A 21,653-nucleotide genomic window follows, 5' to 3' on the forward strand; every position below is an offset into this window, starting at 1 on the left:
CTGCAGTGGCTATGACTTTCACTCGCCCCCGCTCCTATCACCACGGGGACTTGCGCGGTGAACTCCTCGTTCGCGCCGAGGAGACGTTGCGCGAGTCCGGTGTCGACGGCCTGTCGCTGCGTCAACTCGCGCGCGATATCGGCGTGAGCCACGGTGCGCCAAGCCGTCACTTTCGCGACAAGCAAGCGCTGCTGGATGCGCTGGCACTCAGTGGGTTTCAGCGGTTGGACACGTTGTTCTCGACCGCGGTCCTCGGAGGCACCTTTGCCGAACAGCTCGAAGGTATCGCACGCGGATACCTACGGTTCGCGATCGAGAACTCTGCTCTGCTCGAGCTGATGTTCGCCCGAAAGCACAGCCCGAATGCCGGCACCGAATTGCCTGCGGCGGCCGAAGCGGCGTTTCTCGTACCGGTCGCGTTGATCGCCCGGGGTCAGGCCGACGGCGACGTCGTCGCGGGGGACATTCAGCGGATCGGCCTCGCCGCGTTCGCGAGCATGCAGGGACTCGCGACCTTCGTCAGCTCGGGCTTCGCCCCGGCGGAACTTGCCGAGGAGATGTTGTCCGACGTCGTGACCCAGATGCTGGACGGTCTGCGCCCGCGGGCCTGAGCCCTGGCAAATAGAGTCCGATCACTCTCGGATTCCGGGCCGAATCCCACACGATTCTGTCTTTACGCGAACACGTCGCCGAGCCAGTCGACGAGTGGCCGGATCGCATTCCATGATGCGCGGACCTCTTTCACGGTGCGCGGCGTCGACAGCCACGCAGGCGCGCCAAACTCTCTGCCGGCCGTCAGCGACTTGTGGCGCAGTATGTCGATTCGCGGGTGGTCGGCCGCGAACCCCCGTGGTGCCGTCTTCAGTTTGTCGCCGCCGATGCGGAACTTCTTCGCTTCGAGGTCGGCGAGAATCTCGACCAGCTCGGCTCCGCGCGACGAATCATCCACCGCTGCTCGGAATCTCGCGATCTGCGCGGTCTCGCCCGAATAGAAGCCGCCGCCGACATAGAGTCCGGCCGCGTCGATCTGGACGTAATAGCCGCTGCCCGCGTTGACGTGGACCACAGCGCCCTGCGCGGTTTTGTACGGAGACTTGTCTTTTGCGAATCGAACGTCGCGATGCGGTCGAAAGATTTTGGCGGTACCGAACTCCGCTTCGAGTTCCGCGACGAGCGCCGCGATGGGGGCGCGAACCGCGGTGTCGTAGATCTCCTTGTGCGCCGTCCAGAAGGTCTTGCTGTTGTCCGCAGCCAGGTCCTCGTAGAAGTCGAGCGCTTCGATCGGTATGCCCGTGAACACCTAGCGAGCGTAGCTCGTCGTGAGTCCTTTCGGAGGTCGGGACCACCGAAAGGACTCACGAGCGGCGTAGCCGCCTCTTACGCGTTGCCGTTGAACAAGCTTGTGACAGAGCCGTTCTCGAATACCTCACGAATTGTGCGGGCCAGCAGTGGTGCAATGGACAGCACCGTCAGCTGCGGGAACTTCTTGTCCTCGGTGATCGGCAGCGTGTTGGTGACGATGACTTCCTTTGCACCGCACAAGGCGAGACGCTCGGCCGCAGGGCTGGACAGCACGCCGTGCGTCGCTGCGATGACGACATCGCCTGCGCCGGCTTCCTTCAGCACCCGGACTGCGCCGGCGATCGTGCCACCGGTGTCGATCATGTCGTCGATCAGGATGCAGGTGCGGCCTTCGACGCCACCGACGACACGGTTCGACTTGACCTGGTTCGGCACCAGCGGATCGCGTGTCTTGTGGATGAACGCCAGCGGTGCGCCGCCGAGGGAGTCGGCCCACTTCTCGGCCACCCGCACACGACCCGAGTCGGGGGAGACGACCGTGATGTTGTCGAGGTTGTAGCCGTTGCGGATGTACTCCGCGAGCTGGTTGTGCGCGTGCATGTGGTCGACGGGACCGTCGAAGAAGCCCTGGATCTGATCGGTGTGCAGGTCGACCGTGATGATGCGGTTGGCGCCTGCGGTCTTGAGCAGGTCTGCGACGAGCCGCGCCGAGATCGGTTCGCGGCCGCGGTGCTTCTTGTCCTGACGCGCGTACGGGTAGAAGGGGAGCACCGCGGTGATGCGCTTGGCGGATCCACGCTTGAGCGCGTCGATCATGATCAGCTGTTCCATCAACCACGTGTTCAGCGGCCAGGGGTGGCTCTGCAACACGAAGGCGTCCGAGCCGCGGACCGACTGTTCGAAGCGGACGAAGATCTCGCCGTTCGCGAAGTCACGTGCAGTCTGCGGAGTGACCGTGACGTCGAGTTCCTTCGCGACTTGCTCGGCGAGCTCCGTATGCGCGCGGCCCGAGAAAAGCATCAGGCTCTTTTGGTTGTCTACTGAAAACGCGCTCACTGCTTGTCGCCGTCCTTTGGCTCTGTGTGCTGATCCGAACTGCTGCTGTCGTTGCGTGCCTTGTCACGATCGGCCAGTGCTTGCACCGCCGCCCTTGCCGCTGGGGTACCGGGTCGTTTGCGCTGCACCCAGCCCTCAATATTGCGCTGCGCCGTGCCGGACACCGCAAGCGCCCCCGGCGGAATACTGCGCCGGACCACTGTGCCAGCGCCGGTGTAGGCACCGTCGCCGATCGAAACGGGTGCAACAAAGGTGTTGTCACTTCCGGTGCGAACGTGCGAGCCGATGGTCGTGTGGTGCTTGTTCACACCGTCGTAGTTGACGAAGACGCTCGACGCGCCGATGTTGCTGTGCTCACCGATCGTGGCATCGCCGACGTAGGTCAGATGCGGGACCTTGGAATGCGCTCCGATTTCGGCGTTCTTCGTTTCGACGAAGGCACCGAGCTTGCCCGAGACTCCGACGACCGTGCCAGGGCGCAGGTAGCTGAACGGTCCGATCGTTGCGCGTGACGCGATAGTCGACTTTTCCGCGTGGCTACGTACGACGGTTGCGGCTTCACCGACCGATACGTCCGTCAATGTGCTGTCGGGACCGATCACGGCGTCCTCGCCGATGTTCGTGCGTCCGAGCAACTGGACGCCGGGGCGAATGATCACGTCGCGGCCGATGACGACACTCGCGTCGACCCACGTGCTCGCTGGATCGATGATCGTGACGCCTGCACGCATGTGCCGTTCGAGGATGTAGCGATTGAGAGCGCTCGTCGCTTCCGACAGCTGGACGCGGTCGTTGACGCCGGTCACCTTCGCGGGGTCGGCAAGCTGAGCACCGTAGACGGGCTTGCCTTCGGTGCGTGCGATCTTGAGCACGTCGGTCAAATAGAGCTCGTGTTGCGCGTTTTCGGTGCTCAACTGGCTGATCGCAGCGCGAAGCGCGGCGGCGTCGAACGCGTAGACACCGGAGTTGACCTCTGTGATGGCCGACTGCTCGGGTGTGGCGTCGGCGTGTTCGACGATCTCGGTGACGCCGCCGTCGGCCGACCTGACGATCCGGCCGTAGCCGTTTGCGTCGTCGGGGACGAAGGTGAGCACTGTGACGGCAGCGCGGTCGGAGTAGCTGCGGTGTTCGTCGAGAAGGGCGCCGAGGGTATGGCCGTCGAGCAGGGGCACGTCGGCCGCGGTGACGAGAATGTCGCCGGTGAAGTCGGCGGGTAGCGCGCCGAGAGCGCACTGCACCGCATGACCGGTGCCGAGTTGGTGTTCCTGAACTGCGATGTCGATCTCTCGACCGATGTCGTCGGCGAGTGCGCCGACCGCGGCGACAACTTGCTCGCGATCGTGGCCGACAACGGTGATGAGATAGTCGGGTTTTATGTCCTGAGCTGCATGGATCGAATGAGCCAGCATGCTGCGACCTGCAAGAGGATGCAGCACTTTGGGAGTCTTCGACCGCATCCGTGTGCCTGCGCCAGCGGCGAGGACGACGACGGCGGTCTGCTGGTGCATAAAGCTCCTCTGGTGCCAAACAGTGTTCGTGCGGCGCAGTGTTCGTAAGCCGCTGCGAAGCGTCATTGCTCGCAAGCGTGCTCCGCCGCCAGGACTCGAACCTGAACTATCTGAACCAAAATCAGAGGTGCTGCCATTACACCACGGCGGATTGCTGACCAGCGGACAAGGCTCGACCGTACCCGACAAAACCTATGGTTCTGACCGAGGAAGACGTTGCACAACCCCGCCACCGCGACCACGATCCTCGCATGCCGAGCACGCGTACGTCGAACTGCTTGCGCGATTCGAACAGGTGTGTCGATACGCTGAGCCAGAGCACGTATCCAGGGCAACAATTTTTCGACACAGCGCTCGAAAGGCGGAAGAACATGGTCGGCGACGGCGAGATTCTGCGTTGACCGGCGGCGTACAGCCAGCGGAGCGGGCGCCCCGGACGCGCATGACCGGTACGCAGCGGCGCGAGCAGCTTGTCGAAATAGCCAGGTCGCTCTTCGCCGAACGCGGTTACGACGCCACCTCGATCGAGGAGATCGCGCAGCGGGCCAATGTGTCGAAGCCGGTCGTCTACGAACATTTCGGCGGCAAAGAAGGCCTCTACGCCGTCGTCGTCGACCGTGAGATGTCGATTCTGCTCGAGATGATCATGTCTTCCCTCACCCAGAATCGCTCGCGCGTGCGGATCGAACGAGTCACCTTGGCGTTGCTCTCCTATGTGGAGGAGCGCACCGACGGATTCCGCATCCTTGTCCGCGATCAACGCGCGACGTCGAGCGACGGAACGTATTCGAGTCTGCTCAACGAGGCGATCGGCCACGTCAGTCACATCCTCGCGGGTGACTTCTCCCGGCGCGGCCTCGATCCTGCGTTGGCGCCGCTGTATGCGCAGGCGTTGGTCGGCATGGTGTCGACGACGGCGACCTGGTGGCTCGACGAACGGATTCCGGCAAAAGAAGTCGTCGCGGCGCATCTGGTGAACGTCTGCTGGAACGGCCTCACCAATCTGGAGTCGAACCCGCAGTTGCGTTCTGAGCCCGATCCCGGTTTGGGCGGCGATGACACGAGCAAGTAGAAATAGGAAACGCGCCAGGCAACCTTTCGGTAAAAGGAGGTCTCGACCCGATGACTGAAGCGCTGGGTGAAATCCGCCCCGGTGGTACGGTTCACTCAACCTTTGTGTGCTGTTGGGGTCGTAATGTCGGGTTGATCCGGGGATGGCGAGGCAAGAATGGCTAGGCAAGCACGCGCGGAGATCACTCGCGACTCCGTGCTGGCCGGTGCCGCTGATGTGTTTCTGCGTCTAGGTTACGCAAACGCGAGCCTCAGCGAAATCATTGCGCAGTCGAATGTGACCAAGGGCGCTCTCTACTTCCATTTCGGCTCGAAGGAAGAACTTGCGCGCGCGGTCGTCGATCAGGGCAGCGAACGGCTCAACGAAGCCTGCAAGGGCTTTTTCGACAGCCGCGTTCCCGCGTTGGAGGCCTGCATCGGGATCTCCTACGTTATTGCGGACCTGACGCAGAACGATCCGATGGTTGCGGCGATGTTGAAGCTGAATCATCAGATCGGCGACTACCGCGGCACCCAGGGTGACAGCATCGCCGCGTTCTGGGAGAAGACGCATCGGATTCTCGCCGAGCGGGCGATCGAGCAGGGTGACCTGGAGTCCGATCTCGATCCCGAGGTCGTCGGGATGCTGTGGCAGGAACTGACAGCCGGCGTTCACGTCGTCGCGGTCGGGACCGACTCCGTCGATCAGATGGCAGCGCGGATGGAGCGGCTCTGGTATTTCCTGCTGCCCTCACTGGTGCCGAAGGAAAAACTGTCCTACTTCCGTGAGTTCGCCGCGCGACGATTGCGACGGTACGAGCCGTAGCGCTCAGCTCTGACACGGCACGAGAGGTGACACCGCAACGGCGGGTGTCGGTGCAACCTCATAGAATCGTGGATCGGTCCTCGGTTCGACGGCCGATCTGATTACCCCTGCGTTCAGGAGCATGCTGTTGTCTTCCATTTCACCGCCCATGGCGGGTTTGGCTGCCGCAGTATGCGCCGACGATGCGCTCGCCGGTATCGCTGATCGAATCGGAAGTCGGTCGCTCGATTTCGTCGGCCCCAATGCCGTCAGGCCGTTCCTTACCTCTGTGATCGCCAAGCGGACGCACGTGCTTCTCGTCACGGCGACGGGCCGCGAAGCAGACGACCTCACCTCCGAGCTGCGGGAAATTCTCGGCGGCGCGGTCGCACAGTTTCCGTCGTGGGAGACGCTGCCGCACGAACGGTTGTCGCCAGGTGCCGACACTGTCGGCAAGCGGCTCGAATTGCTGCGACGTCTTGCCGCCCCGAACGACTCCGATTACGGACCGCCCCTTCGAGTCGTCGTCAGCACGATCCGTTCGATGATGCAGCCGATGGCACCTGGCCTCGGCCACATCGTCCCGATCACCCTTCGGGTCGGAACCGAGTACAGCTTCGACGACCTGATCACGAGGCTTGTCGAATTCGGCTACACACGCGTCGACATGGTCGGCAAACGTGGCGAATTCGCTGTCCGCGGCGGCATTCTCGACATCTTTTCCCCCACCGCAGACCACCCTGTTCGGATCGAGTTCTGGGGTGACGAGGTCACCGAGTTGCGAGCGTTCTCCGTGGCGGATCAGCGCTCCCTCGTCGACGAGACCGTCGATGCCGTGATCGCTCCGCCGTGCCGTGAGCTGCTGTTGACCGAAGAGGTTCGTGATCGTGCCGCGCAGTTGGCGACGGACAATCCGGCAGACGCCGCGTTGGTCGAGATGCTCGAGAAGCTTGCGGCGGGCATCCCGGTCGAAGGTATGGAGGCGTTGCTTCCTGTTCTGATACCCGGTCGATTGCAGTTGCTCACCGAGGTACTGCCCGACGGTGCGCACGTCATGCTGTGCGATCCGGAGAAGATTCGCACGCGCGCAGCCGATCTCGTCCGAACAGGCATCGAGTTCCTCGAGGCGTCGTGGACCGCGGCGTCGATCGGTGGTGCCGCTCCGATCGACACGTCGAATCTGCGTGGGCAGGGGCTCGATCTCGCGGCGTCCGGCTACCGTCCGCTGCGCGAGGTGCGCGAGGCTGCCGATGCGGGCGGGCATCCGTGGTGGACGATCAGTCCGCTCGCCTCGGGCAGTGGCGATCAGCTCGAGCTCGCCGTCCAGCACGCTCCGACGGCTCGCGGGTCCGAAGACGAGCTGGCGACCCTGTTCGCAATGCTGCGCGGGCATGTCGCCACGGGCGGGCGCGCCGTTGTCGTCGTTGCTGGTCACGGCACCGCGCAGCGCATACTCGAGCGTCTCGCCGAGGCCGAGGTCCCCGCGGGGACGTTGGCAGGCGGTGCCGAACCCGAGCCGGGTGTGGTCGGTGTGCTGTGTGCTTCTCTCAGTGCGGGCCTGCTACTACCCGATGCTGGCATTGTCGTGGTCGCCGAGTCGGATCTCACCGGCAACCGTATTTCCGCCGCGGGTGACGGCAAGCGGTTGGCCGCCAAACGGCGAAATCAGGTCGATCCGCTCGCGCTCAATGCAGGCGACATGGTCGTTCACGACCAGCACGGCATCGGTCGGTTCGTCGAGATGATCGAACGGACCATCGGCGGAGCACGGCGCGAATATCTGGTCATCGAGTACGCGCCGAGCAAACGCGGGCATCCGGGTGACCGACTGTTCGTTCCGATGGATTCCCTCGATCAGCTCTCGCGCTACGTCGGTGGCGAGATGCCGTCGCTGTCCAAGCTGGGTGGATCGGATTGGTCGAACACAAAACGTAAGGCGCGCAAGGCTGTTCGTGAGATTGCCGGTGAGCTCGTGCAGTTGTACGCGGCCCGCCAGGCAGCGCCGGGCCATGCGTTCGGGCCCGACACCCCGTGGCAGAAGGAGATGGAGGACGCGTTCGCGTTCACCGAAACCGTCGACCAGATGACGGCGATCGCCGAGGTCAAGGCCGACATGGAGAAGTCGGTTCCGATGGACCGCGTTGTCTGTGGCGACGTCGGCTACGGCAAGACCGAAATCGCTGTCCGTGCAGCGTTCAAGGCCGTGCAGGACGGTAAGCAGGTTGCCATCCTGGTGCCGACAACGCTACTGGCACAACAACATCTGCAGACCTTCACCGAACGGATGGCCGCCTTCCCCGTCAAAGTCGAAGGTTTGTCGCGGTTCACCCACCCGAAGGAATCGCGCGAGGTATTGGCGGGCCTTGCAGACGGAACGGTCGATATCGTCGTCGGCACCCATCGCCTGCTGCAGACCGGTGTGCGGTGGAAGGATCTGGGACTTGTCATCGTCGACGAGGAGCAGCGCTTCGGTGTCGAGCACAAGGAACACATCAAAGCGATGCGGACCGCGGTCGACGTACTGACGATGTCCGCGACACCGATCCCGCGAACGCTCGAAATGAGCCTCGCAGGTATTCGTGAGATGTCGACGATCCTGACTCCGCCGGAGGAGCGGCATCCCGTGCTCACCTACGTCGGTGCCTATCACGACAAGCAGGTAGCGGCCGCGATCCGGCGTGAACTACTTCGCGACGGCCAGGTGTTCTACGTGCACAACAGGGTGAGCACGATCGACAAGGCGGCCAAGCGAATTCGCGACATGGTGCCCGAGGCCCGGATCGTCGTCGCGCACGGCCAGATGAACGAGGACACGCTCGAGCGAACGGTGCAAGGCTTCTGGGAGCGCGAATACGACGTGCTGGTGTGCACGACGATCATCGAGACCGGACTCGACATCTCCAATGCGAACACATTGCTCGTCGAGCGTGCCGACGCGCTCGGACTGTCGCAGTTGCACCAGTTGCGCGGTCGCGTAGGCCGCAGCCGTGAACGTGGCTATGCGTACTTCCTGTATCCACCCGAAAAGCCGTTGACCGAAACGGCATACGACCGCCTCGCGACCATCTCGCAGAACTCCGATCTCGGTGCCGGCATGGCCGTCGCGATGAAGGACCTCGAAATCCGTGGTGCCGGTAACGTTCTCGGCGCGGAGCAGTCGGGACATGTTGCGGGCGTCGGTTTCGACCTGTACATCAGGTTGGTCGGCGAGGCCGTCGAGGCGTATCGAGCTGCGGCAGACGGTCGGCCGATCACCACCGACGAGGCTGTCAAAGAGGTGCGCATCGACCTGCCTGTCGACGCGCACATCCCGCCCGACTACGTTGCGAGCGACAGGCTTCGGCTGGAGGCGTACCGCAAACTTGCTGCGGCGAACGATGATTCGGAAACCGCAGGCGTCGTTGCTGAGTTGATGGACCGCTACGGCGCGCTTCCCGTCGAGGTCGATCGCCTCGTCGCGGTTGCGCGGCTGCGGTTGCTCTGCCGGGAGTACGGCATCACCGAAGTCGCCGTCGCTGGAACGTCGTTGAAGTTGACGCCGATGATCCTGCCGGATTCCAAGCAGACCCGACTCAAGCGCCTCTATCCGAGCGCGACCTATCGGGCGGCGACAAATGTGGTGACGTTGCCCCTGCCTCGGGTCGAGGACTCCGTCGGGTCGGCGCGCGTGCGCGATGTGGCACTTTTGCAGTTCATTGCCGACCTACTTCTCGCCATGGATGGTAAACCTGCTGGTGTGGTGAATCTTTCAGCTCCACTCGGAGTACTCGTGTGACGGTGATTCTGCTCGACCCGCTGCGACCGACGCTGGTTCCGTTGGAGGCTGTCGAGTTTCTCGGCGGGCCTGTGCAGTACACGGTCGAGGTTCCCGTCTCGGTGCGCTGGCGCATCCCCGGCACACTTGCGCCCGACGCAGTCGATGCCGTGCTCATCAGCACGGACCCGCGCAGCGAGGCAGTGCTCGCCCGGATCAGCAACGGCGAGAACGTGATTGCTGCACCGTCCTTGCCCGGCGACGCTTTGCTGGAAGCAGTCGACGTCATGGATCGGCTGTGGGGATTCGGCGGCTGGGAGGTGACGCAGAGCCACGATTCGCTGCGACCGTACCTGCTGGAGGAAACCTACGAACTGCTCGACGCCATCGGTCGATCGGATGCGGCCGAGATCAAGGAAGAACTCGGCGACCTACTACTGCAAGTGTTGTTCCATTCTCGGATCGCTCAGGCCGCAGGCGATTTCGTCGTCGACGACGTTGCCGCGACGCTGGTGGCGAAGCTTTCCCATCGCAGTCCGCACCTCGACGACACGATGGTCGGCCCGATCGACGTCGCCGCACAGGAAAAAGCTTGGGAGAACCAGAAAGCCAGCGAGAAGGCGCGTCGCTCGTGCGTCGACGGCATCGCGATGGCACTGCCCGCGCTGGCGCTAGCGGAGAAGGTGCGCTCCCGCAGCGCCAAGGCCGGTCTGCCCGACGACCTCGTTCCCGAGACGCTCAAGCGCGTCGAGATCGGTCTGTACGGCAGCGCGGAAGAGGAACTTCGGAAGGCTGTGCTCGCCTTCGTTGCCGACATCCGAGCGGCCGAAGATGCTGCAGAGGCCGAACGGGGCGAGCGGCGTGCGTTGTTCGCCAAGCAGTGGCACAGATTCTGGCCGACATCAGAACAGAACCGTTAGGCGAGGTTGCGATGTACGACTACTGCGTGATCGGCGGCGGCATCGTCGGAGTCGCAACTGCGCGTGAGATATTGCGCAGGCACCCCGATGCGAGCCTGCTACTGCTGGAGAAGGCGGGCAGTCTCGGCTTCCACCAGACCGGCCACAACAGTGGTGTCATCCATTCCGGCATCTACTACGAGCCAGGCAGTTTGAAGGCCGAGTTGAGCCGTCGCGGTGCGGAAGCGACGAAAGCATTTGCCGCCGAACACAACATCCCGTTCGATGTTCGTGGCAAGTTGCTCGTCGCGACGAATCCGGTCGAGCACGCGAGAATGGTTGCGCTGTACGAGCGTTCGAAGGTCAACGGTCTCGATGTCGAAGTCATCGACCGCGCCGAACTGATCCGTCGCGAGCCTGCAGTCACAGGGACCGGCGCACTGTTCGTCCCGACGACCGGCATCGTCGACTATCGGCGAATCACCGACGTCCTAGCTGATTCGGTTCGCGCCGCCGGTGGCGAGATCAAGCTGGGAGTCGAGGTCGTCGGCATCACCGAGTCGACCGACGGAGTCGCGATCGACAGCCTCGAAGAATCTTGGAGTGCAAAGCAACTCGTCGTCTGTGCCGGTTTGCAGGCCGACCGGATGGCTCGCCTCGCAGGCATCGCGGTCGACTTTCAGATCATCCCGTTCCGCGGCGAATACTACGAACTTCCGGAGCACCGATCGAAGCTGGTGCACCATCTCATCTACCCGATCCCGGACCCGGATCTGCCGTTCCTCGGTGTGCATCTGAGTCCGACCGCCGACGGGAAACTGACGGTCGGTCCCAATGCCGTCCTCGGGCTTGCTCGCGAGAAGTACAGAAAGTTCGGCTTCGACGGCCGCGACGTCTGGGAGTACCTGAGATTCCGCGGCTTCTACTCCGTCGCCCGCGCCAACATGCGGACCGGAATGGGGGAGATGCGTGACTCTCTCTCCAAGCGCGGTTACCTCGCACGCTGCCGCAAGTACTGCCCCGAACTGACCCGCAGCGATCTGCTGCCCCGCGAAGCCGGAATCAGGGCGCAGGCGGTCCTGCGCGACGGGACCCTGGTCCACGACTTCATGATCGAGCGGACCCCGTGCTCGGTCCATGTGCTCAACGCACCCTCGCCCGCTGCCACCTCGGCTTTGCCTATCGCCGAGATGATCGCGGACAAGCTGAGGCGCTGAGTCCCTACTTCCAGGTCTCTCCGGTCTGCTCTTGATACCAGGCGATGGTGTTCGCGAGTCCCTGCTCGAAGTCGACCTGTGGTTCGTAGCCGATCGACCGCAGCCGAGAGATGTCGACGACCAACTTCTCCGGGTCGCCCGGGCGGTTCGTCCCGCTGTAGTCGAATGTCGGATCGAGCCCCGTGAGCTTGCACAGTGACTTCGCAAGCTGAGCGATTGTGTATTCCTTGCCGGAACCGACGTTGTACACCTCACCGGTCAACGCGCCCTGTCCCGCTACGATCATGGCCGACCGTGCCGCGTCTTCGACGTAGAGGAAGTCGCGTACCTGGGTGCCGTCGCCGTGAATGAAGATCTTCTCGCGGTCGGCGCTCAGCTTGGCGAGCAGATCGAAGACGACCTGCTTTCGCTGTCGCGGACCGAATGCCGAGAAGAAGCGGAGTGATGCCATCTTCAAGCCGTAGAGATTGGCGAATACCGCGAGGTAGCGTTCGGCTGCCAACTTGCCGACGCCGTACGGCGAGATCGGCACGGTGAGGTCTTCTTCGCTGATGGGGATCCGTACCGAGTTGCCGTAGACGGCAGCGGTCGAGGCAAAAACCATCCGGCCCTGCCACTTCAGCTTGCGCAGTGCTTCGAGCAGACGGAACACCGGCGCGAAGTTCAGCTCGTAGTCGAAGGACGGCGATTCGACGGACGGTGGCACGTAGGCATTCGCAGCGAGGTGAAACAGCACGTCGACGTGATTCTCGGAGAGGTAGGCCTCCCAGTCGAGCTCACGAATATCACGCTCCTGCAGCGAAATTCGATCGTTTATTGCGGCCACATTCTCGCGGCTGCCCGAGGCGAAGGTGTCGAACACCGTCACGTCGGCGCCGGCATCGACGAGTAGGCCCGCGAGATGGCTTCCGATGAAACCGGCTCCACCGGTGATGAGGACAGACTTTCCCTGCCACTCCAACGGTTCGTTCGACTGAGTCACAGAGACGTTCTCCTTCAAAAATTGGCTACCTGGACGAGTGGTTTCGGGTTGATCATCTCGGCGAACGGATCTTCTGTTACCGAGTCGACGCTGTCAGTGCTGCTGCGCACCTATCGCGTGTCGGTAGGCATCGATCGTGCGACGTGCAACTGCGTTCGGCTCGAAGCGATCGAGTGCCATCGTGTGCCCTCGGGCTCCCAGCTCGAGGGCCAAGTTCTGGTCGTCCAGCAACGCAATCATTCGTTCGGCGAAAGCAGCCTCGTCACCCTGTTCGACGAGGTAACCGTTCTCGCCGTCGCTGACCATCTCCGGCACACCGCCGACGCGCGAGGACACTACTGGCTTTCCCGCTGCCATTGCTTGGGCAAGAATTGTGGGTGCTGTCTCCTCGCGTGAGAAGAGAACGACGGCCCTTGCCTGCTGAATCTCGTCGCGTAGACGTTCGTTCTCGACTAGTCCGACGAATTCGATCGAGTCTCCGAGGCCGAGTCGGTCGGCCTGATCGCGAATGGTCTGCGCGTACGCCGCATCCGGCTGCGGCCCCACCATGATCAGCTTGGCAGCCAGAACCTTCTCGCGCGCGATCGCGAACGCATTCAGCAGACCTTCCGGGTTCTTGCGAGGCGACAGAACACCTGCGAACAGCAGGCGTGGCTCGGTCGGACCGGATGGCGAAAGTTCGAAGAACTCCGACGCGGTCGGGTTGGGAATGCTCATCCGTGTGCCGTGCACCAGGCCAGCCAATTCTTTGGCGTCGTATTCCGATATCGAAATAACGACCTTCGCACGTCGCAGAACTCGTTTGACCATGCTTTCCACGAAATAGAACCGCAGCTTCTCCTTGAAGCTGGCCTGCGCCTGCATTTTGGTCTCGACGTGCACCAGGCCGTGCACGGTCACAACAGCATTCTGGGTGATTTGAGTGGCGATATCGCCACGCATGCCTATCTCTTGCGCATGCACCACGTCCGGCTGCAGTTCCTTGATGATGCGGCGCGCTTGGCGCACATCGAGGATCGATCGAGTTGCGACGCTGAGCCTAGGTTGACCACGCAGATAGCGGACCTCGACTTTGTCGCCCTCCTTGCGGGTGTGTACCGGCACTTCCCCATCGTGGAAGCGGAGGACGGTCAGAGTGTCGATGTCGTCCTGGGCGGCGAGCGCGGGCACGAGCGTGCTGGTTACGGACTCGATACCGCCGACGATTTTGCCCGGCTCGAATGGATAGGTCGCAATCATGACGACGTTCAAGCCCACGTGTTCTCCTCGAAATAACAAGCTCTGTGCGGCCACGATGTCATTCGGGGCACGCCTACCGTACCCGCAATTGCACAGTCCGCGAATGAATAGCGACGAGATTCGATATGGCGAACGACGGTCGCGGGAAAGTCATAATCGGCGCGGCGCGGCATGGCGCCGCAATGCAGGTGCGACCGGTCGACCGCGAAGGAAACCGTCCACGCTGCCGGATTCTATTGCTCGGCCGTAAACCTGCAAAGACGCGCGGACGGCGTCGATCGTCTTTTCGACGTCGGTCACAGTGTGGGCGGCCGAGTTGACGAACGACTGACCCAGTACGCCGTTGCGCAACATCTCCTGCAGGAACAACGTGCGGAACGGCTGCGACGGTCGTTTCGATGTGTCCTTGGTGATAAAGACCTGACACGACGGGCGGCCGACCACATGAACGTATTCCAAAAGATTCAGGTCGGCCGAAACGGCATTCACGCCATCCGCCAGCAACCGCCCTGTGGCTTCCATTCGACCGATCGGGTCCTCCTCTGCGTACGCGCGGACGACCGCCCGAAACGCAGCCAAAGCTCCGGTCTCGGGCCCGTGTGTGGTCGACAGCAAAAATACCCGATCTTCGTCGGTCCGCAGACCGCCCAATTCCAGGTAGCGGCGTTTGCCTGCGAGAGCCGAGATGGGAAACCCGTTACCCATGGCCTTCCCCCACGAGGACAGATCCGGCTGCACTCCGTAGACAGTCTGTGCACCACCCGCCGACCACCGATAGCCGGTGATCATCTCGTCGAAGACGAGCAGAGTGCCGTGTCGATCGCACAGGTTGCGCACACCCTGCAGGAAGCCCGGTGCTGGTTCGGCTGTTGCTGTCGCTGCTTCCATGACGACGCACGCGACATCGTCCGAGCTCAGCACCGCGGCGAGCGATTCGAGGTCGTTGTAGCGGAATGTGACCGTTCGGGAGGTGGTTTCGCCAGGTATCCCGCCCGCCATCTCGGTGGTGCCGATGAACCAGTCGTCGACGGAGAAGAAAGGCTGGTCACAGATCGCGATCTTCTCGCGCCCCGTTGCTGCGCGAGCCAGTTTGACCGCGGCTGTGGTGGCATCGGAGCCGTTCTTCGCGAACTTGACCATGTCGGCGCCTGGTACCAGCTGTAGAAAATCTTCTGCGGCAAGCACTTCCAATTCGGTAGGTCGACTGAAGTTGGTGCCGTTCGCGATGGTGGCGCACACGGCGTCCACAACGGGCCGGTAGCCGTGGCCGAGGGTGACCGACCGCAGTCCCATGCCGTACTCGACATAGGAGTTGCCATCTGCGTCCCAGACGGTGCAACCGGACCCCCCGGTGAGAACGGGCGCCATGAACTCCGGATATTGATCGGCGCCGCGCGCGTAGGTGTGCGCTCCGCCGGGCACGAGTTCGTGCAGCCGGGACTGCAATGCGTTCGACCGCTCGAAGCTGCGTGTCGGTGAGGTCGGGTCGTCGTTGATCGTCGACATCAGGAGCGCCCGGATGTCTTTGCCCACAGATCGAGGTCGACAGGGTTGCCGTCCGCGTCGAGTTCTGCGCCGATCATGGTTCCCTCTCGACTCAGGCCGCAACGAGATGCCACCTCGATTGCGCGGGCATCGCCTGCGTCGATGGTCGCCGCGACGCGTTCGAGACGCAATACATCGAATGCGTAGCCGAGAAGTAGTTCCACCCCCGTGGCAGTGGTACTCGGGTCGACGAGGGGATTGGTCCAGTCGACGACGACATGCAGTTCGGCCGTCCCGTGGTGCGGATCGAGGCCGCGCAGTTCGCACGTGCCGACAGGTTGTCCTGCAACCTCCAGCGCGTAGGCGAGTGCAGATGTTCGGCGCAGGGCGACTCGTGACCGGATCCGGAAGGCGTTCGCGTGCAGGGGAATGCGGCGCAGAATCGGGGCCGAAAGTTCCGCTGAGACGGGACGGATCAGGTCGGTGTGCCGACGGCTGAGCCGCCACGCCGAGCCGTCGGCGATCCGGCTCGACCGCAGCGCGACGGCCGTGGCCTGCGACCCGGTGGAGTGCAGCAGATCGGGTCCCGCTGTGCCTGGATGGCTTTCGAGGAGGCGTCGTGGAAAGCCGATGAAAAAGCGTGCAATGGCAACCTTTGCGTCCCTGGATTTCGGTAATCCGATCAGTGCGGGAGGCGAAGGAGTGAACGTATGCTTCGTCGTCGTCGCCATGACAGCTTGTTTCGGGGCGTCGTTGCCTGCAGAGGCGAGAACCAGCTCTATCAACCCGCCAGTCGGGACGCGGTCGGCAGTCACGGCCCAGAGGTCGTGGTCACGACGCTTTCCTCCGACGTCCAAGAAACTGGACAACGTTGCCTCGCGCGTCATTCCTCCGCGCTTGGCGGTGTGTGCGGCCGCATGATTATCGGTGCAGACCGGCGCGATCAGCCGGCGCAGGCCGAGGGTGTCGAACGCGTAGTCGGCGACCATGGCGCCCGCCATCGCCCCGACGCCGTGTGCGCCTGCGTGCGATCCGAGCCAGATGCTCAATTCTGCGGTACCTGATTCGAGATCTACCTGGAACAGGTTGCATTGGCCTGCGAACTCGCCGTCGACCTCGATCGAAAGCGGAAGGGTCCGCCGGTCGATCAACGTCCTACGTTGGTACATGCACTCGCGGATCCAGTGCGCTTCGGTGTGGCGCTCCTCCCACGTGAGTGGTGAGGTAAGCCAGAACGGTTCGATATAGCGCCGATCACGCAGGCGAATGTCGCGCCAGCGCGCGAAATCGGCGTAGCGGGTGGTACGCACGGTGACAGCGCGTCCCGCGAACGACACGGGTCCGAGATGGACCTGCGAGAACGCGGCTCGTGGAATCGATACGGCGGAGGGTGTCGACAGAGCCCTGGAGCGCACCAACTAGACCTGCTTTCGGAGCTGCGAGGCCGCCACGGGAGGCGTCCGGAAACATTAGCAGCTATCGGAAATGAGCAGGACACCGATGCGATGCCGATCACATACCCAGCGAATTTCGGGCAATCAGGCCACCGGAGGCCGCCGCCGTCGTAACGAACTTGCTTGTTGGAAGCATCAGCTACCGTGGTCACGATACGTCAGCGCGAATCCCGGCGATTCCCGTAGCCACAGCACCCGCTCCCGAGACGCTGCGCACTTTCGGACGACAACTGGCTTTTTCCCATGCGATCGGACACTCCATCGATAAGGTCCCTCTCAACGAACTGGGTTACCGTTGGCTCGACGTGCCGAATCGATTGCTCGGAGAAACAATGGTGGACAACGACGCAGTGACTGCGCGGCCGAGCAGCGGACGTGAATACCGTATCCTCATCGAAAACAGCGAGTATTGGCTGCGCAACAACGGTGATCTCGCGATGCTGGCTGTCACGGTCGACAGGCTCCAGAAGCATTGGCCCAGCGCCCAAATCGGCGTTATGACCGATTCGCCGCTCCTCTTGTCCGCATATTGCCCCGGGGCTCGGGGAATTACCCGCTATTCCCAGGATCCGTGGGCCCGACCGGGGCGGCTCCAACGGCTGGCGGCGACTGCTGGACCTGCCTTCGTCGGCCCTGGTGTTGTCGCTCGACTGCGAGGGTGCGCCTGGTTCGCGCCACGGGCACGGCACGGTCGAGATCGGCTCCTCGATCTGGTGTCGAACGTCTCACATCGACGAAGTGCGCAACCGCAGACCGCGGCCGCCGCAACGACCGAACCGACAGACGTCAGTGCTGCGGTTCCCGATGCGGCGCGCGCGGTGCGCGAAGCAACATTGGTCGTCGCGCTCGGCGGTGGCTACCTGACAGATTCCGATCGACCACAAGCCAGGCGTGTGCTCGACCTGCTCGGCTATGCGAAGCGTTCCGGAGTTCCGGTCGCCGTCATCGGCCAGGGCCTCGGACCGCTACGTGATCCAGATCTGCGGTCGCGTGCAGCAGCGGTGCTGCCAGGAGTCGACGTTATTGCGCTCCGCGAACGCCGCCGCGGACCAGCGCTCCTCGCTGAACTGGGCGTTTCACCCGACAAGGTCATGATCACCGGTGACGACGCGATCGAAATGTCGTACGCGACCCGGCGCAACAGTGTTGGAGCAGACATCGGAATATGTCTGCGTGTTGCGGACTACGCGCCGGTGGCGCAGGTCGCGCAGAAGACAGTGGGTACCGTCGTGCGCGCTGCCGCGGCCTCGTTCGGTGTCGGACTTGTCCCTCTGATGATTGCCGAGCACCCAGGTTCGCCCGATCGCAAGACGACGATGCCGCTGGTGCGCGGCGCGGCGCGGGTCCGTGCACCGCTCGGCAGATTCGCATCTCCGCAACAGGTCGCGGCTCGCGTCGCCGAGTGCCGGATCTTGGTCACGGGCGCATATCATCTGGCGGTGTTCGCGCTGAGCCAAGGCATCCCGGTTGTTGGACTGACCACAACCGAATACTACGACGACAAGTTTCTCGGCCTCGTCGACATGTTCGGAGGCGGACTGGACCTCGTCCACCTCTCCAACGACGACCTGTCCGATCGACTCGACACCGCGATCAGCGCGGCGTGGAAAACGACCGACTCCACTCGTGCGGATCTGCGGGATCGCGCAGTCGTGCAGATCGACGCGAGCAAGCGTGCGTTCGACGCGGTCTTCGATCTCGTCGACCGCCACGACGGAGCCCTGTGAGCAACGCTGCTGTCGACGGTGCGACGGCGAAATCCGGTGACGACGCGCTCACGGACCCGAACACACTGACGAAGAGCATCGGACGGGTCGCGGGGGCGTCGGCGCTGGCCCTCGTATTCGGCGAGATCGTGACCCTAGGACAGACGGTCGCTCTGGCTCGGCTGCTGAGCCCGACCGAAGTGGGACTCTTCGTGGCAGGCACCGTGCTGACCGCGTTGTTGAGCAACTTCGTCGAAGGCGGTCTGCGAGCGGGCCTGGTGCAGCGAGAGGGCGATCTGGAGGACGCAGCGGAAACGGTCTTCTGGGCCACGATTGCCAGCGGCGTCGTGATGAGTCTGTGCGCGCTCGCTGCGGCACCGATCATCGGGATGATCTTCAAGAGCAGCACCGCCGCGGCGATTGCTGCGCTCACTTCCGGTTTGCTGCTGCTCTTCTCCTTGACCAACGTTCCGGACGCGTTCCTGCAGCGAAATTTCAGTGTCAAACGACGACTGATCGTCAGCCCGGCCGTAGCGTTGAGTTTCGCCGTCGTCTCGGTTGTCCTCGCCGCCTGCGGATTCGGTGTATGGAGCATGGTCGTGGGGACCTACGTCTCCTACATCGTTTGGATCATCGCGGTATGGACTTTGACCGACTGGCGCCCGGGACGAGGTAAGGCGTCGTACAAATTGTGGCGGGAGCTTGCCCGCTTCGGCTCACCTGTCGTCATCGGCTTGATGGGTTCTCGAATTCAACAGGCAGTCGAGTCCGCTGTCGTCGGTCGGACCTTGAGCTCGGCGGCGCTCGGCCAGTACAGATACGGCCAGCGGATAGCCCAGATACCGGTCCGCATGGTCATCGAGATCGGCGCGGTCTCCTTGTTCCCCGCCTTCTCCCGTATCGCGGGCGATACCGAGAGACTCAAAGCTGCCTATCTTCGCGCACTCAAGTGGGCCACGACCGCCGCGGCACCGATCTGCGGGCTGATCATTGCGCTCGGTGAACCGGCTGTCGTCGTCGTGTTCGGCGAGCCGTGGCGTGCCGCGGGAACACTCGTTGTTGCCATGGCGGGCTTGGGTTTGGGCAAAGCCTGGATGAGCGTGAGCGAAGAGGCGATCAAAGGTGCGGGCCGGACACGGCTGCTGAACTGGCAGACGATGACCGAAATCTTGCTCGGCATCGGCCTACTGCTGCTGCTGGTCAATCTGTTCGGACTGATCGGGGTCGGCATCGCCGTCTCGGCAACAGCGCTCATCGTCGCGTGTGTCGTGGTTGGTCTCGCAATCCCGGTTGTCCAGGTGTCGGTGCGTCAGGTCGTCCTCGCGGTCCTGCCGCCACTACCCGCCGCGGCGATCGCGCTCGCGGTCACGTGGGCTCTCGAAAACTTCGTGTTTCGAGCCGAGTACCGATCGCTGCTCACGGCCGTTCTACTGTTGTCACTAGCGACGTTCGTATACCTCGTCGTTTATATCGGCATTCTCGCAATATTTGCACCGGCAGCTACCCGCGAACTCTTCCGAGTCGGACTGCGACTCGTCGGCCGAGCAATTCGGCGCCCACCCAAGGGGGGCGGAGATTCGGAAACCGGCGAATCAGTGAGTGCCGAGCAACCAATTCAACGTAAGCTCTCGTTGGCCAGGAGTACCGCACGGATAGCGACAGTCCCGTTCGGCATCGCTCGGTCCCCTTTCGGCGCGCGGGCGCAGCGCGCAACATGGCAAAAGAACTATCAGCGGTACGATGGAGGCGAGTTGAGCAGCGGCATACGGGTTCATATCGATCGAGTGTGGGCTCGAAAGTGGGTTGTTCTCGGCGTTGCCCTCGTCACGGTTGCGCTGTCGCTCTTCGTATCTCAGAGCGATGTGACCACCTACACCAGCCGTGCTTCGCTCACGATCGGCTCACCCAATCGAGCGCCCGAGCAGGATGCTGTTCTCTCAGTCGGATACGCCGACTATTTCAGCGACGCGCAATATCAGGACAAGCTCAAGCAAACTGCTGGAATTGCCGGCGACGTGAGCCTGTCTGCTCGAACTGCCGCATCGAGTCCGATTCTGTATATCGATGCGACCGCCGATTCGAGTGAGCTGGCCGCCGCTGCAGCGACGAAGGCCGCGACCGCATTCCGCGACGAGATCAATGCAAGTTTGCGAGCCGCGCAGGATTCGGCCATCGCGTCGGTCCGCAAGCCGTTCGACGACATTCGTGCCGCCAATGGAATCGTCAGCGAAATCGCGCTGACGCAGATGCAGGACAAGATCAATCAGATCAACGGTGACACCTCGAACAAACTGCTCGACCTGCAGCTCGAATCCGAAGCCAGCGTGAATTCGCCGGCGCACGCCCCCATGGCCGCAATCGGATTGGGCGTCGGCATTGTTCTCGGCGTCATCGCCGCACTCGGTCTCGGCGCGTTCTCCAGGCGACTACGGTCCACCGGCGACGTCGTCAGCAAGGTCGGACTCGAGCCGTTGTCGACCGTCCCGCGCTCTGCTGCCGAACCAGCACTGCGTGATCATCGAATTCGGCAGTTGGTGACGCGGGTGGCCCTAGCGGCCACGACACGCGCCATCACGTTCACATCGCCACATGCGACGGTAGGAACCGAACAAGTGGCTCGTGCGTTTGCGGTTGCGCGCGCGAAACAAGGCGTACGAACTGTGCTCGTTCACGCGGATCTCCGCCACACGCACGGTCGAGGCGTCGGCGAGATCCTGCTCGGGTCTGCATCTCTCGACTCGGTGTTGGTCAGCGGCGGTAGCGCCGATTTGTACGAGTTGTCGCCGGGAACCATCTCGGGCGATCCCTTTACCGCAGTGACGCGCGAACGCTTCGGTGCCCTCGTCGATGAACTGCTTGCACAATTCGACCTCGTCGTCGTCGCTGCACCGGCGCTGCTCGATGCGGCGGAGACACAGGTCATCTGCGCAGCGACAGGACAAGCAGTGCTGGTACTCGAGACCGCCGCGTCGCGCTCGAACGAGGCCAGAGAAGCACTCCGATTGCTCGATCAGGTCGATACGACACTGCTCGGATCGGTATTGATCGACGTTCGCGACGACGGCCCGCCGGCTCTTCCGAGCGCGCCGACTGCAGCTGCCGACCGGTCGACGGGCCAGGACGCGGCCGGCGTGGAGCAGACCGCGTCGACCGCGACGTCCCACGGATCCGACTGACCGATGGTCGATCTCGCGGC

General features: G+C 63.1%; 15 protein-coding genes and 1 tRNA gene. 8 read left to right on the forward strand and 8 right to left on the reverse strand.

Annotated features, from left to right (window positions below; genetic code table 11):
• Nucleotides 1-11 precede the first annotated feature (11 nt).
• Nucleotides 12-611, forward strand: a complete 600-nt coding sequence (locus ACHIRB_RS29790) for a TetR/AcrR family transcriptional regulator (RefSeq protein WP_395125236.1) — start codon at nucleotides 12-14, stop codon at nucleotides 609-611.
• A gap of 62 nt (nucleotides 612-673) precedes the next feature.
• On the opposite strand, the gene ACHIRB_RS29795 is transcribed toward ACHIRB_RS29790, so the two are convergent.
• The 4 genes from ACHIRB_RS29795 to ACHIRB_RS29810 form a co-directional block, all read right to left on the reverse strand.
• On the reverse strand, nucleotides 674-1,300 hold the full coding sequence (locus ACHIRB_RS29795; RefSeq protein ID WP_395125235.1) for a DUF2461 domain-containing protein: 627 nt from the start codon (nucleotides 1,298-1,300) through the stop codon (nucleotides 674-676).
• A gap of 77 nt (nucleotides 1,301-1,377) precedes the next feature.
• On the reverse strand, nucleotides 1,378-2,358 hold the full coding sequence (locus ACHIRB_RS29800; protein WP_395125234.1) for a ribose-phosphate diphosphokinase: 981 nt from the start codon (nucleotides 2,356-2,358) through the stop codon (nucleotides 1,378-1,380).
• Nucleotides 2,355-3,866: a bifunctional UDP-N-acetylglucosamine diphosphorylase/glucosamine-1-phosphate N-acetyltransferase GlmU gene (gene glmU, locus ACHIRB_RS29805; RefSeq protein WP_395125233.1), complete on the reverse strand. Its 1,512-nt coding sequence runs from the start codon at nucleotides 3,864-3,866 to the stop codon at nucleotides 2,355-2,357. Before glmU ends, ACHIRB_RS29800 begins: the two co-directional genes overlap by 4 nt.
• Nucleotides 3,867-3,946: 80 nt before the next feature.
• A tRNA-Gln gene (locus ACHIRB_RS29810) sits at nucleotides 3,947-4,017 on the reverse strand.
• 291 nt (nucleotides 4,018-4,308) lie between these two features.
• Here ACHIRB_RS29810 and ACHIRB_RS29815 point away from each other — a divergent pair.
• The 5 genes from ACHIRB_RS29815 (at nucleotide 4,309) to lhgO (ending at nucleotide 11,591) form a co-directional block, all read left to right on the forward strand.
• Nucleotides 4,309-4,938: a TetR/AcrR family transcriptional regulator gene (locus tag ACHIRB_RS29815; RefSeq protein ID WP_395125232.1), complete on the forward strand. Its 630-nt coding sequence runs from the start codon at nucleotides 4,309-4,311 to the stop codon at nucleotides 4,936-4,938.
• A gap of 156 nt (nucleotides 4,939-5,094) precedes the next feature.
• Entirely contained in the window at nucleotides 5,095-5,742 is a 648-nt protein-coding gene (locus tag ACHIRB_RS29820) for a TetR/AcrR family transcriptional regulator (protein ID WP_199705370.1), read from the forward strand.
• A 121-nt stretch (nucleotides 5,743-5,863) separates the two neighbouring features.
• Complete coding sequence (gene mfd / locus ACHIRB_RS29825; protein ID WP_395125231.1) at nucleotides 5,864-9,496, forward strand: transcription-repair coupling factor; 3,633 nt, start codon at nucleotides 5,864-5,866, stop codon at nucleotides 9,494-9,496.
• On the forward strand, nucleotides 9,493-10,395 hold the full coding sequence (locus ACHIRB_RS29830) for a nucleoside triphosphate pyrophosphohydrolase (RefSeq protein WP_395112271.1): 903 nt from the start codon (nucleotides 9,493-9,495) through the stop codon (nucleotides 10,393-10,395). Before mfd ends, ACHIRB_RS29830 begins: the two co-directional genes overlap by 4 nt.
• Complete coding sequence (lhgO, locus tag ACHIRB_RS29835; RefSeq protein ID WP_395125230.1) at nucleotides 10,356-11,591, forward strand: L-2-hydroxyglutarate oxidase; 1,236 nt, start codon at nucleotides 10,356-10,358, stop codon at nucleotides 11,589-11,591. Before ACHIRB_RS29830 ends, lhgO begins: the two co-directional genes overlap by 40 nt.
• 4 nt (nucleotides 11,592-11,595) lie before the next feature.
• Here the strand turns inward: lhgO and ACHIRB_RS29840 are convergent, their stop codons facing one another.
• The 4 genes from ACHIRB_RS29840 to ACHIRB_RS29855 all read right to left on the reverse strand — a co-directional run bounded on the left by ACHIRB_RS29840 (nucleotide 11,596) and on the right by ACHIRB_RS29855 (nucleotide 16,712).
• On the reverse strand, nucleotides 11,596-12,573 hold the full coding sequence (locus tag ACHIRB_RS29840) for a GDP-mannose 4,6-dehydratase (protein ID WP_395125229.1): 978 nt from the start codon (nucleotides 12,571-12,573) through the stop codon (nucleotides 11,596-11,598).
• Nucleotides 12,574-12,666: 93 nt separating this feature from the next.
• Nucleotides 12,667-13,830: a glycosyltransferase family 4 protein gene (locus ACHIRB_RS29845; protein WP_395125228.1), complete on the reverse strand. Its 1,164-nt coding sequence runs from the start codon at nucleotides 13,828-13,830 to the stop codon at nucleotides 12,667-12,669.
• 132 nt (nucleotides 13,831-13,962) lie between these two features.
• On the reverse strand, nucleotides 13,963-15,318 hold the full coding sequence (locus tag ACHIRB_RS29850; RefSeq protein WP_395125238.1) for a glutamate-1-semialdehyde 2,1-aminomutase: 1,356 nt from the start codon (nucleotides 15,316-15,318) through the stop codon (nucleotides 13,963-13,965).
• Nucleotides 15,318-16,712, reverse strand: a complete 1,395-nt coding sequence (locus tag ACHIRB_RS29855; protein WP_395125227.1) for a GNAT family N-acetyltransferase — start codon at nucleotides 16,710-16,712, stop codon at nucleotides 15,318-15,320. The genes ACHIRB_RS29850 and ACHIRB_RS29855 overlap by 1 nt, the downstream gene beginning before the upstream one ends.
• A 371-nt stretch (nucleotides 16,713-17,083) precedes the next feature.
• Between ACHIRB_RS29855 and ACHIRB_RS29860 the strand changes: the two genes are divergently transcribed.
• Together ACHIRB_RS29860 and ACHIRB_RS29865 are read left to right on the forward strand one after the other, a co-directional pair.
• Nucleotides 17,084-18,478 carry a polysaccharide pyruvyl transferase family protein gene (locus ACHIRB_RS29860; protein WP_395125226.1) on the forward strand — a complete coding sequence of 465 codons (1,395 nt, stop codon included), beginning with the start codon at nucleotides 17,084-17,086 and terminating at the stop codon, nucleotides 18,476-18,478.
• Nucleotides 18,475-21,633 (forward strand): oligosaccharide flippase family protein, encoded by a 3,159-nt coding sequence (locus ACHIRB_RS29865; protein ID WP_395125225.1) that lies wholly within the window; start codon nucleotides 18,475-18,477, stop codon nucleotides 21,631-21,633. Before ACHIRB_RS29860 ends, ACHIRB_RS29865 begins: the two co-directional genes overlap by 4 nt.
• The last annotated feature ends 20 nt before the right edge of the window (nucleotides 21,634-21,653 follow it).

The sequence above is a fragment of the Antrihabitans spumae genome (assembly GCF_043944905.1).
GTDB lineage: Bacteria > Actinomycetota > Actinomycetes > Mycobacteriales > Mycobacteriaceae > Antrihabitans > Antrihabitans spumae.

Bases quoted from the DNA above. Each gene is read 5' to 3' on its own strand.
- ACHIRB_RS29790 (WP_395125236.1), top strand. From the start codon at position 12: ATGACTTTCACTCGCCCCCGCTCCTATCACCACGGGGACTTGCGCGGT.
- glmU (WP_395125233.1), bottom strand. From the start codon at position 3,866: ATGCACCAGCAGACCGCCGTCGTCGTCCTCGCCGCTGGCGCAGGCACA.
- ACHIRB_RS29815 (WP_395125232.1), top strand. From the start codon at position 4,309: ATGACCGGTACGCAGCGGCGCGAGCAGCTTGTCGAAATAGCCAGGTCG.
- ACHIRB_RS29820 (WP_199705370.1), top strand. From the start codon at position 5,095: ATGGCTAGGCAAGCACGCGCGGAGATCACTCGCGACTCCGTGCTGGCC.
- mfd (WP_395125231.1), top strand. From the start codon at position 5,864: ATGCTGTTGTCTTCCATTTCACCGCCCATGGCGGGTTTGGCTGCCGCA.
- ACHIRB_RS29850 (WP_395125238.1), bottom strand. From the start codon at position 15,318: ATGTCGACGATCAACGACGACCCGACCTCACCGACACGCAGCTTCGAG.
- ACHIRB_RS29860 (WP_395125226.1), top strand. From the start codon at position 17,084: ATGGTGGACAACGACGCAGTGACTGCGCGGCCGAGCAGCGGACGTGAA.